This is a genomic window from Spiribacter halobius, from assembly GCF_020883455.1.
Classification (GTDB): Bacteria; Pseudomonadota; Gammaproteobacteria; order Nitrococcales; family Nitrococcaceae; genus Sediminicurvatus; species Sediminicurvatus halobius.
The window spans coordinates 1,333,806-1,351,407 of the sequence record NZ_CP086615.1 but is presented as its reverse complement, the minus strand read 5'-3'; the positions used below and the strand labels follow the sequence as shown (position 1 = coordinate 1,351,407).

Annotated in this window: 16 protein-coding genes; 5 read left to right on the top strand and 11 right to left on the bottom strand. The window is 67.0% G+C overall.

The window, feature by feature from the left end; all coding sequences use genetic code 11:
* Nucleotides 1-50: 50 nt before the first annotated feature.
* Complete coding sequence (locus tag LMH63_RS06145) at nucleotides 51-1,844, bottom strand: hypothetical protein (RefSeq protein WP_109679518.1); 1,794 nt, start codon at nucleotides 1,842-1,844, stop codon at nucleotides 51-53.
* 134 nt (nucleotides 1,845-1,978) lie between these two features.
* On the opposite strand from LMH63_RS06145, the gene LMH63_RS06140 reads away from it, so the two are divergent.
* Together LMH63_RS06140 and LMH63_RS06135 are read left to right on the top strand one after the other, a co-directional pair.
* Nucleotides 1,979-2,923, top strand: a complete 945-nt coding sequence (locus tag LMH63_RS06140; protein ID WP_109679519.1) for a homocysteine S-methyltransferase family protein — start codon at nucleotides 1,979-1,981, stop codon at nucleotides 2,921-2,923.
* Nucleotides 2,924-2,935: 12 nt separating this feature from the next.
* Complete coding sequence (locus LMH63_RS06135; RefSeq protein WP_199225712.1) at nucleotides 2,936-3,544, top strand: GNAT family N-acetyltransferase; 609 nt, start codon at nucleotides 2,936-2,938, stop codon at nucleotides 3,542-3,544.
* Between the two features lie 57 nt (nucleotides 3,545-3,601).
* On the opposite strand, the gene LMH63_RS06130 is transcribed toward LMH63_RS06135, so the two are convergent.
* Nucleotides 3,602-4,831 carry an MFS transporter gene (locus tag LMH63_RS06130; RefSeq protein ID WP_199225713.1) on the bottom strand — a complete coding sequence of 410 codons (1,230 nt, stop codon included), beginning with the start codon at nucleotides 4,829-4,831 and terminating at the stop codon, nucleotides 3,602-3,604.
* 95 nt (nucleotides 4,832-4,926) lie between these two features.
* Nucleotides 4,927-5,499 carry a GNAT family N-acetyltransferase gene (locus LMH63_RS06125; RefSeq protein WP_109679520.1) on the bottom strand — a complete coding sequence of 191 codons (573 nt, stop codon included), beginning with the start codon at nucleotides 5,497-5,499 and terminating at the stop codon, nucleotides 4,927-4,929.
* 217 nt (nucleotides 5,500-5,716) lie between these two features.
* Between LMH63_RS06125 and greB the strand changes: the two genes are divergently transcribed.
* Nucleotides 5,717-6,214, top strand: coding sequence for a transcription elongation factor GreB (gene greB, locus LMH63_RS06120; RefSeq protein WP_109679521.1), 498 nt, complete (start codon nucleotides 5,717-5,719; stop codon nucleotides 6,212-6,214).
* A gap of 18 nt (nucleotides 6,215-6,232) precedes the next feature.
* Here the strand turns inward: greB and LMH63_RS06115 are convergent, their stop codons facing one another.
* The 3 genes from LMH63_RS06115 to LMH63_RS06105 are packed head-to-tail and all read right to left on the bottom strand — an operon-like array spanning nucleotide 6,233 to nucleotide 8,796.
* The gene (locus LMH63_RS06115; RefSeq protein WP_109679522.1) at nucleotides 6,233-6,820 is read right to left on the bottom strand and encodes a gamma-glutamylcyclotransferase; all 588 of its coding nucleotides are present in this window, start codon (nucleotides 6,818-6,820) and stop codon (nucleotides 6,233-6,235) included.
* Between the two features lie 31 nt (nucleotides 6,821-6,851).
* Nucleotides 6,852-7,040 carry a hypothetical protein gene (locus LMH63_RS06110; protein WP_109679523.1) on the bottom strand — a complete coding sequence of 63 codons (189 nt, stop codon included), beginning with the start codon at nucleotides 7,038-7,040 and terminating at the stop codon, nucleotides 6,852-6,854.
* 55 nt (nucleotides 7,041-7,095) lie between these two features.
* A complete protein-coding gene (locus tag LMH63_RS06105) occupies nucleotides 7,096-8,796 on the bottom strand; it encodes an IS1634 family transposase (protein WP_109680424.1) in 1,701 nt (566 codons plus the stop codon).
* Between the two features lie 850 nt (nucleotides 8,797-9,646).
* Here LMH63_RS06105 and LMH63_RS06100 point away from each other — a divergent pair.
* Entirely contained in the window at nucleotides 9,647-10,546 is a 900-nt protein-coding gene (locus LMH63_RS06100; RefSeq protein ID WP_109680135.1) for a hypothetical protein, read from the top strand.
* 105 nt (nucleotides 10,547-10,651) lie between these two features.
* On the opposite strand, the gene LMH63_RS19495 is transcribed toward LMH63_RS06100, so the two are convergent.
* The 5 genes from LMH63_RS19495 to LMH63_RS06080 all read right to left on the bottom strand — a co-directional run bounded on the left by LMH63_RS19495 (nucleotide 10,652) and on the right by LMH63_RS06080 (nucleotide 14,644).
* Entirely contained in the window at nucleotides 10,652-11,101 is a 450-nt protein-coding gene (locus tag LMH63_RS19495) for a GFA family protein (protein WP_369406046.1), read from the bottom strand.
* A gap of 44 nt (nucleotides 11,102-11,145) precedes the next feature.
* The gene (locus LMH63_RS06095; RefSeq protein WP_109680133.1) at nucleotides 11,146-11,589 is read right to left on the bottom strand and encodes a GNAT family N-acetyltransferase; all 444 of its coding nucleotides are present in this window, start codon (nucleotides 11,587-11,589) and stop codon (nucleotides 11,146-11,148) included.
* 220 nt (nucleotides 11,590-11,809) lie between these two features.
* Complete coding sequence (locus LMH63_RS06090) at nucleotides 11,810-12,184, bottom strand: VOC family protein (RefSeq protein ID WP_109680132.1); 375 nt, start codon at nucleotides 12,182-12,184, stop codon at nucleotides 11,810-11,812.
* Between the two features lie 109 nt (nucleotides 12,185-12,293).
* Nucleotides 12,294-12,683: a nuclear transport factor 2 family protein gene (locus LMH63_RS06085; RefSeq protein ID WP_109680131.1), complete on the bottom strand. Its 390-nt coding sequence runs from the start codon at nucleotides 12,681-12,683 to the stop codon at nucleotides 12,294-12,296.
* 677 nt (nucleotides 12,684-13,360) lie between these two features.
* Nucleotides 13,361-14,644 carry a cation:proton antiporter gene (locus LMH63_RS06080; RefSeq protein ID WP_109680130.1) on the bottom strand — a complete coding sequence of 428 codons (1,284 nt, stop codon included), beginning with the start codon at nucleotides 14,642-14,644 and terminating at the stop codon, nucleotides 13,361-13,363.
* 578 nt (nucleotides 14,645-15,222) lie between these two features.
* Here LMH63_RS06080 and mdoH point away from each other — a divergent pair.
* Nucleotides 15,223-17,199, top strand: coding sequence for a glucans biosynthesis glucosyltransferase MdoH (gene mdoH / locus LMH63_RS06075; protein ID WP_109680129.1), 1,977 nt, complete (start codon nucleotides 15,223-15,225; stop codon nucleotides 17,197-17,199).
* Nucleotides 17,200-17,602: the final 403 nt, after the last annotated feature.

The following is a 17,602-nucleotide window of genomic DNA, read 5'->3' as shown; positions in this document are numbered from 1 at the left end:
CGACAGTTGCCCGGCGGGCTGACTGAGCACGCCGGCGCTCTCTCGCCGCTTCAGCCCCCGGCAGCGGCGGAACGGCCATCGGCTATGCGCCACGTGACCCTGCGTTCCGGCCGGTAGCAGCTGAAGAGACCGGTCCGGACCGAGTTCGACAGGTGGCGGCCGAGGGTCGGATGGGCCTTCTCGATCCTGCGGATGGCGTGGCGGATGCGCCAGGTCACCGCCGAGCGCGCCCGTTCCGCGAGATCGCCCAGCCGGCGGTCCCGCCCACCGAGGCCGAGCGCGTTCGAGAGCGACTCGATCAGCCGGTCCATCTCGTCGCGCAGCTGCTCTGCGCGACCGATATCGTTCATGTCCTCGGCCTCGGCCAGCTCCTCCTGAAGCTCCCGGACCCGGAGCTTGATGGCCTCACGGCCGCGCGCGTCGAGCACGGACTCGCCGGGACTGGCGTCGCCGCGCCCGGTCAGGTCGAGGCAGTAGAACTCGTCCCCCGGCCGGGACAGCAGCCGGGAGAGGTCATGCAGCCCCTTCAGGTTCGGTAGCCGGACGGTGCGCTCCGCGAACGTAATTTCCCAGTCACCCTCGGGCATGCGCGTCATCCGTCCGGTCTCCGTGGCGGTCTTGGGCCTCATCGGCTCGCTGGGAACACCCAGCAGCGCGAACCCCTCGCGGACCAGAGCGGCATCCTCTTCACGCCGGAAGGGGTTGTAGGCGAGCAGCCAGTCGAGCGGCTCGCCGGGTTCCGGTTCGCGGCCAGGGGTGATCTTCCGCCGGAACTCGGACTCGAAGAGTCGCAGGTAGCCCTGCGCCTTCTCGACCTGGCCGAGGTGCCGGCAGGCCACCGCCGAGAACGCCGGAATGTCGATGATCATCACGTCGGTCGCCCGTTCGGCCAGCGCGACGGCGCCGGCGAAATCCCGCATCACGAAGGGCGGAAAGGCGGCATAGGCAAAGTAGTAGTTCGGGTGGTACGGATTGAGCCGCATCGCCTTCCCGGTCAGCCGGGCTGCCTCCTCCGCCCGGCCGAGGTAGACCAGCGGCGGGACGATCTGGATCAGGAGCTCGGCATCGCTGGGGCACAGGGCCAGCGCGCGGTCGATGTAGAACGCGCCACGCTCGAACTCGCGGCGGTAGATCAGTATGCGGCCGACGATCAGGTGCAGCCAGGGATCGCGGTCGTCGATGGCGAGGGCGCGGTGGGCGTAGTCATAGGCGCGCCGTCCGATCTCCTCGAAGTCGGACCAGAAATCGCAGCTCCACTCGTTGAACCACGACAGCGCCATGCCGCCGAGGGCGGCGGGATTCTGCGGGTCGCGGGCAAGGATCTCCCCGAAGATCGCTCGGGCCGCCTCGTCGGCCTCACGGGTGCCGGTCTTGAGCAGCGACAGGGCATGGGCGACGCGCTCGAAATCCGCGCGGGTCCCGGGCCCTCGCCGGCGTGCCCGGCGGGCGGCGTCACCCGACAGCTGGGCCGAGAAGGTGGCCGCCACGCGGGCGGCGAGCTCGGCGAGGGCGTCCGCCGGCGCCTCATCGGGCATGGCGATCGCCTCGTGCCAGACCATGCGCGCGTCCCGCGCGGCGAGAGTCACGGCGAGCTCCGGACGCGCACCGCCCACAAGCCGCCCACGCAGCAGATAGTCGGCGTCCAGCCGCGCCGCCGCCTCGGCCTCGGGCAGCTCTGCAACCGCCGCGGCCGAGGCCGGCGCGATCACCTCCAGCCCGCCGAAGCGGGCCAGCTCGCCGGTAAGCACCTCGGCAAGGGCACGGGCCAGCCGCGCGTCCTCCTCGCCGGCGGCGAAAGGCAGCACCGCGATGACCGGTGCGCTGCGCGACTGACTGGCTTCCATGGAAGGACCGGCCGCCTCACGTCGTGAGGGCCCTCCTCACGCCTTAACGGGTGAAGGCAGAGGAGAACCCCAGGCAAAGCATAGTACGCGGCCCGCGGTTCTCCCCCGTTTCACCCGCAACGACGGAGGATCCCATGACACGCTACCGACACCACCTGCCACAGCTCGATGGCAGCCTGTTTCTCACGGATGCCGGCATCGAGACCACGCTCATCTACCAGGACGGCCAGGCGCTGCCGCATTTCGCGGCCTTCCACCTGCTGCGCGACGATGCGGGCACCGAGGTGCTCAAGCGGTATTTCCGCCGCCACGCGCGCATCGCCCGCGAGGCCGGGACGGGCTTCATCTTCGAGAGCGCGACCTGGCGGGCGAGCCTCGACTGGGGCGCAGCCCTCGGCTACGACCGCGACTCGCTGGCCGCGCTCAACCGCAAGGCGATCAGCATGCTGTTCGACCTGCGAACCGAGCTCGAGACACCCCGCACACCCTGCGTGATTTCGGGCTGCATCGGCCCGCGGGGCGACGGCTACGATCCCGGCCGGGTGATGACCGCGGACCAGGCCCAGGACTACCACGCCTTCCAGGCCCGCATCTTCGCCGAGGCCGGTGCGGACATGATCACCGCGATCACCACCACCAACGTTCCCGAGGCAGTGGGCATTACCCGTGCCGCGCAGGCCGAGGGAATGCCGGTGGTCATCTCCTTCACGGTGGAGACCGACGGCCGCCTGCCCACCGGCGACACGCTCGCCGACGCGGTGGCGGCGGTCGATGCGGCCACGGGGCGGGGCCCGGCCTACTACATGATCAACTGCGCGCATCCCAGCCATTTCGCCGGCGTGCTCGGCGACGAGCCCTGGGTGCAGCGGCTGCGCGGCCTGCGCTGCAACGCCTCGCGGAAGAGCCACGCCGAGCTCGACAACGCCGACGAGCTCGATGCCGGCGACCCGGAGGAGCTCGGCGCCGACTACCGCGAGCTCCTGCGGCGCTTCCCGCAGATCAACGTGCTCGGCGGCTGCTGCGGCACCGATCACCGGCACATGGAGAGAATCTGCGCCAGCTGCAAGGCAGCGGCGTGAAGGAGGTGTGACATGAGTACGGTCACGATGCCCGTAGCTACCGGCGCGACCCCGGAGGTCGCGCCGGCCCGGGACGACCGGGCGGAGCATGTGCTCGCAACGCTGGCGCTGGCCTTCGCGGCCGATCCGCCCTGCCGGTGGATGCTGCCCGAACCGGCGCAGTATCTACGGCACTTTCCGGCCTTCGCCCGCGCGCTGGGCGGCCAGGCGCTGGCACAGGGCACGGCCCTGTGCAGCCCTGCCGGCGCGGCGCTCTGGCTGCGACCCGGTGACGAGCCGGACGAGACTGCGCTGGTCGCGCTGGTCCAGGACGCGGTGGACGAGGGCCAGCAGCCCGCCGTCTTCGCCCTGTTCGACGAGATGGCGCGGTGGCATCCCCACGAGCCGCACTGGTACCTGCCGATGATCGGCGTCGAGCCGACATCGCAGGGCTGCGGTCACGGCGCCGCCCTGATGCGGCCGGTGCTCGCCGTCTGCGATGCCGCGGGCGTGCCGGCGTATCTCGAGGCGACCTCCGCGCGCAGCCGGCGCCTCTATGAACGGCTCGGCTTCAAGCCCATGGGCTGCATAGAGGTGGCGGACTGCCCGCCGATCGTGCCCATGCTGCGCCGCCCGCGCTGACGGGCGGCGTCCCGCTTGCCTCGAATGATGTAGCGCTCACCGTCCGGCGGGCGTCCGTCAACCCGCGTGCCGGCACCTGAGCTGGCGCATGGAAATGATGCCTGCCAGCGGACCCAGGGCGAGGACCGCGAACGCAAAGCGCCAGCCTGTGGATTCCGCGATCAGCGGTATGATCCAGATGGTCGGGATGGTGAGGATGAAGCCAATGGCCAGCTGCAGGGTGAGCGCCGTGCCCACGTAGTCCTGCCGGCCGAGCTCGGTGACCGCCGTGGAGAACTGGGCCGAGTCAGCGACCACCCAGAACCCCCAGACCAGGCCGACGGCCACGACTACCGGGATCGGTGCGGTCTGGAGGAACCCGATGCTCACTGCGCAGGTCCCGGAGATGCCCATTGCGAGAATGGTGGCCCTGGCCCGGCCGAGCCTGTCGCCAAGCACGCCGCCCAGCCAGCAGCCCACGGCGCCGATACCGATCACGGCGAAGGTGCCGATGGCCGCCCAGCGCCCTGCCGCGCTGATTCCCTGCAGGCTCAGCGTGTCCCCCAGGAAAACCGAGAACCACGCCCACATGGCGTAGAGCTCCCACATGTGCCCAAAGTAGCCCAGTGAAGCCAGGCGCACGCCGCGATCACTGAACACCCGCCAGGCCATTCGGGGGTCGAAACGGCCCCTGGGGAACGGGAACGGGCCGTCTCTGCCCGCGAACTCCGCCAGCAGGCCACCGGCGAGCGTGACCAGGCTCGTGACCACTATCACGAGCTGCCATTGCAGCCCACCGAGGCCGTTCACCAGGTGCGGGGTGGCCGACCCCAGGGTCAGCGCTCCCACCATGACGCCGAGCGCGGTGCCTCGTCTGACCCGGAACCAGGTGGACATGGCCTTCATCGCCGGCGGATAGACCGCGGCCAGGAACATGCCGGTCAGCCCGCGCAGGGCAATGGCTACGCTGACGTCCTGGGCAACCAACAGCAAGGCGTTGGTGGCCGCAGCCCCGGTCGCCCCGTAGAGCATGAGCCGCCGAGGCGGGACCCGATCGGCGACGTTCAGGATCGCCGATCCGAGGGCGCCGGCAACGAAGCCAAGCTGCACGGCGATGGTCAGCCAAGCGGCCTGCGCAGGGGTTATCGCCCAGACCGCCTCGAGCTGCGGGACCACCGCCGTGGCCGAGAACCAGGTCGTCATGCCGAAGAGCAAGGCCGTGGCCAGCACTGCCAGGCCCGTCCAGCAGCCCGGCGGGTCCCCGGCCTGGTCCATCGTCGCGTCGGCCGCCCGTAGCGCCGCCGACATGGCTACACCGGGCCGACCGGCGCCGTGCAGGTAACAAGCCTGCCGGTCACGCAGAGTTCGCCGTGCTGGTTGCGCACCTCAGACTCGACTGCCTGTTATGAGGCGCGTGCGCGCGAGCAAGTCGCATGCGTGGCATCGCCCGGTGGCTCGAGGCCAATTTCAAGCCGCATGGCGACACGTTGGCGGAGCCCTCGTTCCCGCTCCTCCTCGAGACGCTCTCGCAGCTCACGACTCAGTTCGCACTCTGTGAGCTTGCGGAAACCAAGCCGCGAATAGAAGGGTGCATTCCAGGGCACGTACTCGAATGTCGTGAGGGTCAGCCAGGCGAGTTGCTGCGCATGAGCCCAATCGATGACATGCGCAATGAGTTGCCGACCCAGCCCTCGTTTCTGATGGGCCGGATGAACATCGATCTCCTGCAGAAACGCGGTATCGGCTTCACGCATAGCGATTGCAAAACCGACCGGCTCTCCCGTTGCGGTCACCGCCGTCCAAAGCCGCCCCTCGGCATGAGCCGCTTCAAGCTGCTCGACAGGCACCGTGCTCGTGCGGATCTCGGGTGTCAGCACCTCATCGGGAAACCGCGCGGCAGCGGCACGCTCTATGTCGGGGAGCACACGGATATGCTTCCGCTCGGCCAGCCCTACTCTGTACTTATCGATGTCCATGCAAACGATCCAACGCCAGGCCGTCCGGCGCGGGACGCATGAGCGTCGGCCACAGCCTCATCCCAGTTTTCCCCATCGGCCATGCCGCCCGCAACTTCGGAAGCCTCCATGGCCAAGGGCTGCTAGCCCGCCTCGGCGTCCGGCATCTTGGCGAACGCGCGCGGAGCGGCCACCATGACCAGCCGGGCGCTGCTCGCAATCATGTAACGGGGAGAGCATGGGCCGCTATCGACCGCCCAGACCGAAGTCATCGCCCTACATCACCCCCGAGGGCTGGGATCGCCTCAACCGCGAGCTGGACTGGCTGTGGCGGGTGCGCCGGCCGCAGGTGACGCAGGCCGTGGCGGAGGCCGCGGCGATGGGCGATCGCTCGGAGAACGCGGAGTACATCTACGGCAAGAAGCAGCTGCGCGAGATCGACAGCCGCATCCGCTACCTCAGCAAACGCCTGGATGCCCTTACGGTGGTCCGAGAGCGCCCGGCCGACGCCAAGCGCGTATTCTTCGGCGTCTGGCTGGAGGTCGAGGACGATGCGGGGGACCTCGCGCGCTATCGCATCGTCGGCGCCGACGAGATCGACCCGGCCGCCGGCTGGATCAGCGTGGACTCGCCCTTCGCCCGGGCGGCCCTCGGCAAATCGGTCAACGAGGCGTTCACGGTCCGGACCCCGCAGGGCGAGGCGGACTACCTGATCACGGCCGTCTGGCGGGACTAGCCCGCATATCTCAGCGATTCACGGCTGCGGGCGTGGAGATGGCGGGCGGACTCCCTTCACCAGACGCTCGAGCTCGAAGACGTGGGGGTCGTCCGCACCCAGATTGCGCAGGGCCTGGGCGAGTCGCAGGAGATACTCACGATTGGAACCGCTGGGGCCGGCGGCTTCGGCAATCTGGCGGGCGATATCCGGAAGCGGTGCCTCGCCGGCAAACGCTTCGTTGTCCGCGGTGGCGATATACACCAGACCCTCGGCAGCACGACCGTCGGCCAGGGTGAGCTCGGTGGCAAACCGCAGATAGCCGTTCTTCTCGCGATAGTCGAGGCGTCCGAACACCGCCGGTGTCACGCGGTAGGCCATACCCTGGCAGACCGCGCCCGGCTGAGGGACCAGAGTGGCGACTCGGCCCGGCGCCCGGGGCGTGCCCCGGTGATCGTGGGAGCCCTGCCAGAATCGCCGCACCCAGCCGGTGATGCTCGCCGGCACGGCGGCAATGTAGGGGAAATCCACCTTGTAGATAAGCGACCCGTAGCCGAACAGCCATACCTCATCGTGGCCATCGAAGCGGGTCATGCGCTGATTCTGCCGAATGGTGTTCGTGCTCATGGATCCCCGATCTCGCACGGGCGGCGTATTCCTATTGCTCTCGGGATTCTTCCACGGCGACAGCATCGGCCTCGATCACGCGACCGGCATCCGGTGCGTAGCTGAAGCGCCCCGTCACCCGCACGCGATCGCCCACATACGGCGCGATGCGCTCGCCTGGCCGGATCTCCACCCGGTTCAGGTCCTCGTCCTCGATCCAGTAATGCGCCCCCAAGTTCATCAGCCGCGGCCATAAGTAGTTGATGCCAGGGGCCTGGAGTTTCGAGTTGGCACAACTACACGGCGATATCGCGGCGCGGCGGCGTCACCTCCAGGCTCTTGAACAGATCACGCTGGGCGGCATCCATGGAGATCCCCTGGATCGACTCGCCATCCAGGGTGAGATGGTGCAGCTGCACCGTCTCCAGTCTCTCCAGCAGCCTCTCGACGCTGTGTACGTCTGCCGGGGGATTGGCCCGCAGCCGCATGCGCAGCACGCGGTAGACCACCAGCGCCAGGAAGCAGATCAGCGCATGAGCGCGGATGCGCTCGGGCAGGCGGTGATGCACCGGCGCGATGTCGAGGGTGCCTTTCAGCGCCCGGAAGCCGCGCTCGATGTCGGCGAGGCTGCGGTAGCGCTCGACGATCTCGCCGGCCTCGCGGTCCTCGAGGCTGGTGACCAGCAGGAGCTTGCCATCGAGGCGCTCAGCCGCCGCCCAGGCCTCTTCGTCGATCTCGTAGTGGAACGCCGGGGCGGTGAGGTCCGCTTTGATGATCCCGGAGAGGCGCTGCTCGACGACCGCCTTGTGGAAGCGCTGGTAGGCGCTACGATCCGAGGAGCGCCGCCCACGCCCGGGCTTGCCGGCGTCTTGGTTGTCCAGGCGCCGGGCGAGGCGCTGGCCAAGCTCATCAACACGCTCGATGCGCCGGCGCCGGTGGGCGCTCTGCTCGGCGGCGCGCTCAGGATTGTGCGCCACCACCAGCCGCCGCCCCGCCCAGGTGGTCTCGGTGACGGCCTCCCCGCCGCCGGCCTCGGCCTCAGCCTCGCGGGCGAGCTCGGGGTGCAGGCGCGCCATCAGCTCGGTGAACTCGCCGTAGCGCCGCCCGGGCACCGCGAGGATGTAGTCCACGGCCAGGCCCTGTTCGCGGCCGAGCGCCTCCAGGGTGTCGACGTTGTCGAGGCTCAGCAGCCCGCGGTCGGCGACCACCACCACGCGCTGCAGGCGGAAGCGCTCCAGCAGCCGGGTGATCATCGGTGCGAGCGTCCTGCTCTCGGCCACGTTGCCCTCGAACACCTCATGGGCGATGGGCAGCCCCTCGGCGGTCTGCACCACCCCGAGCGCGAACTGCCGCGCGATGCCGCCGGTGTCCTTGCTCATCCCGGGCTGGCGCAGATCGGCCTCGAGGCGGTGCTCGCCGTGGATGCGCACCGTGGTCACATCGTAGAAGGTCACGGTGAGGTCCTGATCGAGCAGCGGGCGGATCTGCTCGGCGACCACCGCCTCGACCGCCTCACGGTGCTCGATCAGCGCATCCATGGCGCGCAGCAGCTGATTGTGGTCGATACGGCGTTGATCGACGCCGGGCAGATGCACGCGCTCGAGCCAGCGCAGCACCCCGAGCTTGCTCTGCGGATCCAGCAGCCGGTTGAACACCATCGCGCGGATGACCGCCTCGAGGTCGAACTGGCGGTAGGAGGAGCGCAGCGCCCGTACGAGCCCCTCGTCGAGACCGAGCGCGCGCCAGATCTCGGTGAGCAGCCACGCGCCGCCCAACGAGCGGCTCGGCTCGAACTCCGCGCTCTCGCTGTCGACCAGCGGCAGGCCGGTGTGGCGCTTGAGCCCGCGGATGATGCTCTGGACCTTGTCCTCGGTGAGCTGATCGGCCCGTCCGAGCTGGGCGATCTGGCGATGCCGTGTCCGGCCCTGGGCGTCGCGATAGCCCTCGACCAGTCGCAGGTAGGTGCGGCCTTGGGAGCGCGAGGAGCGGATAAACATGGCGCAACGCTACAACGGCGACATTCGCCTTGCAATGAGCGCTCTTGGCTAGACCCGGCAAACCCAAAGTTGGCACAACACGGCCCCCGCGGACAGTCCCGTGCAACTCGCTGATTTCCTAAGCCCCGACCGCTGCTATACCACCCGAATCCGCGGGTAGCCTGATGAACTTGGGTGCGCCGGGTCCGGATGGCTGCGCACCACCCCACCCGTCACGATGCGCTCCACACGCCAGTTTCCGCGGCATGCACGTGACGAGTACGGCATCGGGGGCATGCTCCAAGGAGGCGGCTGCTCCTGGAGCGCCAGCGCCTGGGACGTGGCCCGGCGCCGGGACGCGACCGCCATCACCGCCAACGCGATCCATGCTGGTGCTCCTTACCGAGGTGACGCGCGAGCCGGAAGATGCTTGGGTCAAGCCCCGCCCGCGCAGGGAGCATAGCGCCCGAGCGTCCATTCCAACTGAGGAAGTCCACCGGCTGCCCGGTCGGTGTCGTGATGTTCGTGCTGTTCATCCTGTCTTTTTTAACCTGCGCTGAGGCCGCGTGAACCCCGTGCAGTGGCCCGGGCAACCGGCCCAAAATGCGGAACCTCCGCGGCTGACGGCGCAGAGGTCCGTGCTTTTTCCGGACCGGCTGAGCCACTCCCCCGCAACTGGAACGCGAAGCAAACCGCACGTCGCCTTTCGTTGGACATTTCGCCGCTTTCCTTGGATGCTCAAAAAATAACGCAGTGCCGTCGAGCCGTCGGCCTCAGGGCAATGGCGTGCCGAATTTTCGATCCTGAAGAGTCCACGATCGAGAGTGCAGATAAACTTGCCGCACTGTCGGCGACCGACGGAGTAATTACAATGCTCGACCTGAATGTGGAGCTTAAGCTGGAACGAATTCGGTGCTACGACGAAGGCGACGGTCCCGGCAATGCCGAGCCCTATCTCTGGACGGTTTTCTTCAAGGCGGACGGCGAGACTCTCGTCGTCAACACCGACGGCCCCGCACCGCCCTTCCTTCAGGGACCGCCAACGGTAATCGGCACACCCGGCAACCATGGCAATCTCGGGACCTCGAGCGTGGATGCAGGCGACACAGTGGCGATTCCCGCGATCATCGGGGAATGGCGCACGGTCCTGAAGCCAATCCCGCTGACAACGCAGTTTGGCGCGCTGCGCGAGGTCGGCGGCATGATGGGCGTGATTGCGGTGCTTATGGAGGAGGACGGCACGCCGGCCTCGGCCATCCAGCGCGGCCACGAGGCACTTGACCGCAACGTGCGCGACCGGCTCGCTTCCCTGCTTGGCACGCTCGGAATCTCAAAGCAGGAGCCGACCGAGGCGGACGTGGCGGCGCTCTCGGACGCGATCGGCGGCGCAGTCAAGGATGCAATCGCCGACGGGGTGAGCGTGCTCGACTGGATTGGGGCCTTCGGCAACATGGACGATCAGATCGGAAGCGCGGTGTTCCGCTTCTCCCACGGACAGCTTGAGTCCATGGGGGGCGCGCCGATCCCCTTCGCTCGACGCTGGCGCAACGAGGGCGACTGGGAGATTTTCGGCTCGGTCAAGGCAACCGCCATCCCGCGGCGCGACGAAGCTTGCTGCGCCGGGCTGCGCGACCTCCTCGCAGAGCAGGGTCGGAGGCTGGAGGAGCTCGAGCGGCGGCTCGCCAAGGCCGAGGCCGACAAGGCGCTTGCCAAGATGCTTACCAGGCCCCGCAAGCGGGCGAATAGAGTATCCGAGCCAATCGTCAAGTAAGCGCCGCGCGCGCCGGGCCGCCGCCGCTTTCGGCGGCGGCCCTTTGAGGGCAGCCCGCCGGCGCACTGTCGTTGGGCCTGAGCGCAAAGAGGGTTGGGCTGGCCGCTATCGCTCCAAGCGGGACGGATCAGCAGCATAGTCCTCCCGCCAATCGCCCGCCTCGGAAAACACACGATGCCCTTTCGGCAGGACGACCCAAGGCAGACGACGCTTCGTCCAAATGTGTGCGTTCACTTCGACGTCCGCCGCACAATCGAGGGTACCTGCGTATATCGTACGAAGCCGTGGACGGGCACTATTTTCCGAGTAGAGGGCTGAGCCACAGTCCGCACAGAATGAGGTGGTTAGCCGGTTCCCGCTGTTGGCAGGTCTTGCTCGAGAAGAAGGCGCGCCTTTCACGATCGAGAGCGATTCCTCCGGAACCTGAATACAGGTTGCAAATGCGCTCCCGGTAAGCTTTTGACAGGCCAGGCAGTGGCACGTGTACGAGACGAACGGTTGCGCACCACAGCCATATCGAACCGCCCCGCACTGACACCCACCCTCAAAGGGCACTTCAAGCACCTTTCGAACTCCCTCGCGCCGCCCGAAAAACAAACTCAGGCGCGCACTGATTTTACGTATACATGCTGGGTTTTCTGCCGAGCGTAGCCAATGCTCTCGTAGAATGCATGGGACTCGCCGCGCGCAGCATTGGAGCGAACGGTGACCGTACCAATGCCCTGGCTCGACGCCCAGTGCTCGGCGCTGGCCACCAGGGCTCTGCCAACGCCCGATCGGCGGGTGGAGCTGCAGACAACCAGGCCCACGATCTCAACCGTCTCTCCCGACTCCAACAGCAGTCGACGTTCCGCCGCGACCCATCCGAGCAGAGCATCATGCCCAGCAGCCACAGCAACGTACTGCCGTCGTTCAGGCAACAGAGCAACCAGCCGAGCCGCAATTTCCCCGGTCGACGCCGCATACCCGAGTTCTACAGATAGCCGGGCGATCTCTGCAGCATCCGCCGTCGCGGCGCGGCGCACCTGATAGGATTCAGTCATGGCGCAAATTTAACGTTACAAGTCCAGATCAGTGGCTTCTCCTTGGGTCACGTCCTGACCTGACCGCTTTGGGAGGCGGTTGTCATGTCAAGACTTGAGAATCATCGAGAAGGCCCTCTCATCGAATGGCTAACGCAAAGCTGAGCGGCGGGCCTGGATCGGAGCGAAAACCCCGTCCGGCGGAGGCCCGCCCAGGGCCAGAGCCAACTCGAGTGACTGGCTATGTGCCATCGTTTTCAGTCACCAGATGGATGATGTTTGACGGACTGGAGACCCAGAACCCCCTGAAGCCGTGTGGCAGCGCCTCGATTTCGTCACGACGGATACACCCATTATCTTCCAGGTGTCGGGCGGCATCGTCACCACGATCGGTTACCAATTCTAACCAGATCTCCGCCTGGCTCAATGAAGAGACCTTATCGATCCAAAGCACCTTTCCGCCAAACTCGAATTTCGCAGACTCGGTACTGCTCGGCGTATCATCTTGAATTGTCTTCAGTCCGAGAACGTCACGATAAAATGCAACAGTCTTCTCATACTCGTGCACGGGCACCTTCATCGCGATATTTTTTCCGGGCTCGAACTTCGGGGACATCTACGAACCTCCATGGCGCGCTACTAATGACACATAACGCTGCCAGCATGCGCGGCCAAGGAATGGAGGCGAAGCCGCAATGTAGCAGGCGTCGCGGTGACTGGCCTGGCTATGAGGTCTCCGCATCGATCACCCACGCGACGCTGGTCACCTGCCACTGACCCTCCTGCCTGTCTTTGCGGAGCGTCCAAATGTGCGTGCCCCTGACCTTCGCTTCTGTAGCACCATCCATGAAGGTAGTACAAAACCTGGCCCTCTTGACCGCAAGCTCATTCGACACCTCGACCGCGACATTGAATGTATCAATAGAGACGATGACTGTCTCAGGCTGAGCAATGAGGTAGGACCGAACCGCTTCAATGCCTTGTACTTCCCCCAGACCGGGCACAAGCCAAACCACGTCCCTGCTACAAAACTTCAGGATCCCTTCCTCTTTTCCGGATTCTTCAAGCCCAATCCACTCGCGGTGAATCCGTAGAATCTCGCATTCGTCGTTCATCACTGAAACTCATGACAGGGATTGGCTTGCGCGCACCCACACTGCATGAACCTGCGCGTACGATATTGCGGTTCGTCGGCTCCGGGCTGGAGCAGCGACCTTTTGATCCTTCTAGTGTTCGCGGCGGGTTTCGCCGGTGTGCGAAGCCCGCTGGGGTGATACCGGCGACCGCCGCCTCCGTGCGGGTTCCATGGCGCCCTCGCTCTCCCGGCCGGCGGCCGGGGCAGCCTTCAACCGTTCACGTCGCCCCCCGTGGCACATTGCCAGTACTCGGGTGTTGTGCGCTGCCTCCTCCGCCTTGTTGCCGGCGTAGGCCATCGGGTTCATATGGCCTGAGCTCCCTCGCCGTTTTCGTTACCGAGTATTCGTGATCAGGGACGGGAAGCCGCGACGCGGGCAGTGTGAAAAACGGTGCCTTACAGACTGCGAGCCCCTGAAGCTGAGGCAAGCAGCCCCCAAGTAGGTGCGCTCACTGTCAAAGCGTATCCCATAAGGTGAGCACACTGGCGTGCCCGCGGCGGGGAACCGGGAAACGAGCTGCGAATCCACCGCGTATACGCCGCGCCAGGCCTGCTCGGGCCGGCATGCAGTGCGGTGAAAGCTCGTTGCGCCGGAATCCCGGGTAGACCGGTCAGCTGACACGTCATTCCATGACCGGCAGTGCAGTGCCGGCGGGCTCACTCCGGGGGTTGCGCCGGGGATGCCGCTGCCCGTTGTTTCGGCGGCCTGACGGCATCGGCACGCCCGGCATAGTGCAGCAATGCAGGCCGCACGCTGACGCCGTGTACGACGATGGACAGGGTCACCACCACCAAGGTGAGGTGGATGAGTTCCAGGGCGAGGTCTTCGGGAAGGCCCGACTGGATGGCGAACATCAGGTAGTACAGAGAGCCGATGCCACGCACGCCGAACCACGCCGCCATCCGGCGATGCCGCGCCGGCGTGCGGGTACCCAGGGCGCTGATGATCACCCCTGCCGGGCGCGCCACCAGGAACAGGAACGCGGCCAGGCCCACGGCCCGCCAGCTCCAGGAGTTCAGGAACAGCGTGCCGCCGATGATCAGGATCAAGACCACCACGGACAGCCGCTCCAGCTGCTCCTTGAACTGCAGGGATCCATCCGTCAGCCGGAAGCGCTCCGATACCCGGCCGAGCAGCCGCCGCTCGGTCTGGCGCAGGGCGATGGCGGCCGCGAACACCGCAAGAAAGCCGCCTGCATCCACCAGCAGGCTGACCCCGTAGACGAACCCGATCAGGCCGAGCCCCACGAAGTCGCCCATGAGACGGATTTCGGGGTTTCTCCGGCGCAGCGCCCAGACACCCCAGCCCACCAGGGTTCCGGCGACGACGCCGATAGCCACACCTCCGACCGTTGCCCATAGCAGGTCCACACCCAGCCAGTGGAAGCCGCCGCCGAGCTCGTGGAGCCCCAGTAGCCCCAGGCTGAGCATGACCACCGGATACGCGGTGCCGTCATTGATGCCGGCCTCGCAGGTGAGGCCGAAGCGTAGGCGGTCTCGGTCACCGGGATGGCGGACCTGGACATCGGTGGCCAGCACCGGGTCCGTCGGCGCCAGCAATCCACCGAGAAGAAGCGCGGCCCCGACGGGCAGGCCCAGCGCATAGTAGCCGAAGCCCGCAACCAGGATGACGGTGATGGCGAGCCCCAGCACCGCAAGCAAGATCGAGAACCGCCAGCGTTTCATGTCCACGGGAACGGGCATCTTCATGCCCGCCGTGAACAGCGACAGCAGGACCACCATCTCCGTGATCCGTTCGAGCAGCGCGGATTGCTCGAGAGGATTGAAATGGAACAGGTTCAGCGCCATCGGTCCGATGACCACCCCTGCGGCGAGGTAGACCATGGCGTTGGTCACGGGCAACCGCTTCAGGAAATCCGAGGTCAGGCCCATGGCAAGGAGCAGACCGCCGACAAGGAGAAACCACGCACTGGTTGCCATGAAACGGATTACCGTCCTGCCTGCGAGCGAAGCTGCCGTACTCTAGGCCCGCCCTTGCCATCTGTCACAGTGTCGCGAGTCGCCGACGCCCGATCGGCCACGAGCGCGGTTGCAGGGAACCCGGAAAGCCGGGGACGCAGCAGCGCCGGGCGCGCCCCCTCCGTCGCCGACACACGACAGATCCGTTAGCGTGGGGACGCTGCTGGTCGCCAACCGGGCGGTGGCGGAAGGCGGAGACGTCGGCGGCTTGGCCGGCGCCCCGTTCCGACAGGACCAGACGGCGCCCCGTCCCGCCAAGCCGGGCTGCGGCCGGCAACGAGCACGCAGCCACGATCAGCCCAGCTCGGCGACGCGCGTTCGCCGCATGCGCACGGCCCCGTCCAAGACGCCTCCATACCGCCGCCGGATGCCGCCGGGAACGACTCTTGCAAAGCAATGGGCAGTGAAGGCCGACCTCGGCCACTCCAAGCCTTCTCCACAACCGCCGATGACGCCGCGCCGGCGGTGGCAGAAACCACGAGACCCCGGACGGAAGCGTGCTCCGCGGGAGTTCCGGTTTCTGGTGACGGGAGAGCAGCATGCACACGAACCACTCTCTCGCCGATCCCTTGTGGCCCATCCATACGGGTCTCGAGGTGCCGTTGCCGCGCCTGCGCAGACTCGCGTTCTTCAGCGCCTGTCTCGGGCTCACGGCCTATCTCGTCGCCCTGATGTTCGGCGTCCTGGCAGCGAACGGCCTCTCGCCACTGGAGGGGGTCATCCTCGCCTTGTTCACGGTGACCTCGGGCTGGATCGCCGTTGCGTTCTGCACGGCAGCCACCGGGGCGGCCCTGCTTGCCCTCGGGCGGGACCCGCTATCGCTGCGACCGGCTCCCGCCCGAGCGCCGGCCGATCTGCCAATCACTACGCGCACCGCGATCGTGATGCCGGTCCACAATGAGGACGTCACCCGCGTGATCGCAGGATTCGAGGCCGTCTACCGCGATCTGCAGCGCACCGGCGAGGGCAGCGCCTTCGACTTCTACCTGCTCAGCGACAGCACCGACGAGGCCATCGCCACCGAGGAGGCGCAGGCATGGGCGGCGCTCTGCCGGCGCCTGCAGGGTTGCAGTGGACAGTACTACCGCCGCCGAACGCGCAACGAGGGACGCAAGGCCGGCAACATCGCGGAGTTCTGCCGACGCTGGGGCGAGCGCTATGAATATCTCGTGGTGCTCGATGCCGACAGCCTCATGAGCGGCCGTACGCTCACCACGCTTGTGCGCACCATGCAGGTGAATCCGACCGCCGGGATCCTACAGACGGTGCCCCAGCCGGTGGGCCAGCGAACGCCGTTCGCGCGTATGCAGCAGTTCGCCGCGGCCCTTTACGCACCCATGCTCGCCACCGGGATGAGCTTCTGGCAGACAGACACCGCCAACTACTGGGGCCACAACGCAATCCTGCGCACCCGACCATTCATGGACCACTGTGGCCTGCCCGTGCTCTCCGGCCGCCCGCCCCTCGGGGGCGAGATCCTGAGTCACGACTTCGTCGAAGCGGCACTCATGCGCCGCGGGGGCTGGTACGTCTACCTGCTGCCGGAGATCGGCGGCAGCTACGAGGAGCTGCCGGGCAACGTGCTGGACCACGCCAAGCGCGACCGTCGCTGGGCCGAGGGCAATCTGCAACACCTGCGACTGCTCGCCGCCTACGGTCTGCACACGCTAAATCGGCTGTATTTCCTTATGGGTGCCCTCGCCTATGGCTGCTCCTTCCTGTGGCTTGCCCTGCTGCTGACGAGCACCGCGGACGCCCTGCAGCGCGCCTTGCGCACGGAGCACTACTTCGTCGACGGCTACCAGCTCTTCCCGCGCTGGCCAGTCACTCGCGGTGACGAGATTCTGTGGCTGCTGGGGATTGTGGTGGCCATGCTCGTGCTGCCGAAGGTGCTGGGGGTGGCGCTGACGCTCGGGCGACGCGCCAGTCGGCTGGCATTCGGCGGCGCGCCGCCGCTCCTCGCCGGCGCCGTGCTGGAGCTGGTGTTCTCGGTGGTGCTTGCACCGGTGATGATGACGTTCCACGCCTGGTTCGTGGCGTGCGTGCTATGCGGCCGCCGTGTCTCCTGGAACCCTCAGAACCGCTGCGGACGCACCGTCCCCTGGAGCGAGGCGCTACGCCACACTGTCCTCGCCACTGCCGCTGGCGTGTTTTGGGGTGGTTTCACCCTGGCGCTCGCAACCCGTTTCTTCTGGGCACTGACGCCGGTACTCGTCGGGCTGGTGCTCGCGGCCCCCCTCGTGGTGTTGACCAGCCAGCCGCGACTCGGAGAGCGGCTGCTCCGGCTGGGACTCTTTGTCATCCCGGCGGAGCGCCAGCCGCCCGCCGTGCTGGCCGATCTGGAGCAAGGGCTTGCAACTCGCGCGACCGAGCGCATGGCGGCCGATTACGCTGTGCTGCGACTGCCCCTGGAGCGTCCCCGGCCCATGCCGGCGCAATCGCTGGCACCGCCCCTCGGCCCCACCGGCTGCCATCCACGTGAGCGAATGGCACACGGATTGCATAGAATCCGGTGATGCCAACGGCATCGACCTCTCCTCCTGCTTTTGGCCCCCGCGCGGGGCCTTCCTTTGTTTCGGAGTCAGGGTCTGACCCGACGGCGCGTGGGTACCGGCGCAACGGCGCTCAACGACGTATCGATGGCGCATCGCGTCTGACAAGCGGGATCAGGACTAGCCCCCCGTGCACGTGAAAGCACGAACGCCGCGCAACTCAGCCATTAGCCGGCGAACGTAGGAAGGTGCATGGCATGTCAGAAGCTAAAGAATCGACCGGTGAAGGCAAGGCGGCCGTGAGTTTCGGCCAGGCCGGCGGCCATGCTCGATACGAGCCGTGGTAATGCCTCACGCGTGATCTCGTAAACTCCAAGGTGAGCCGCGAGGCGTAGTGCGCGGAAGTCGGAAGAGGTACTGGACGTCC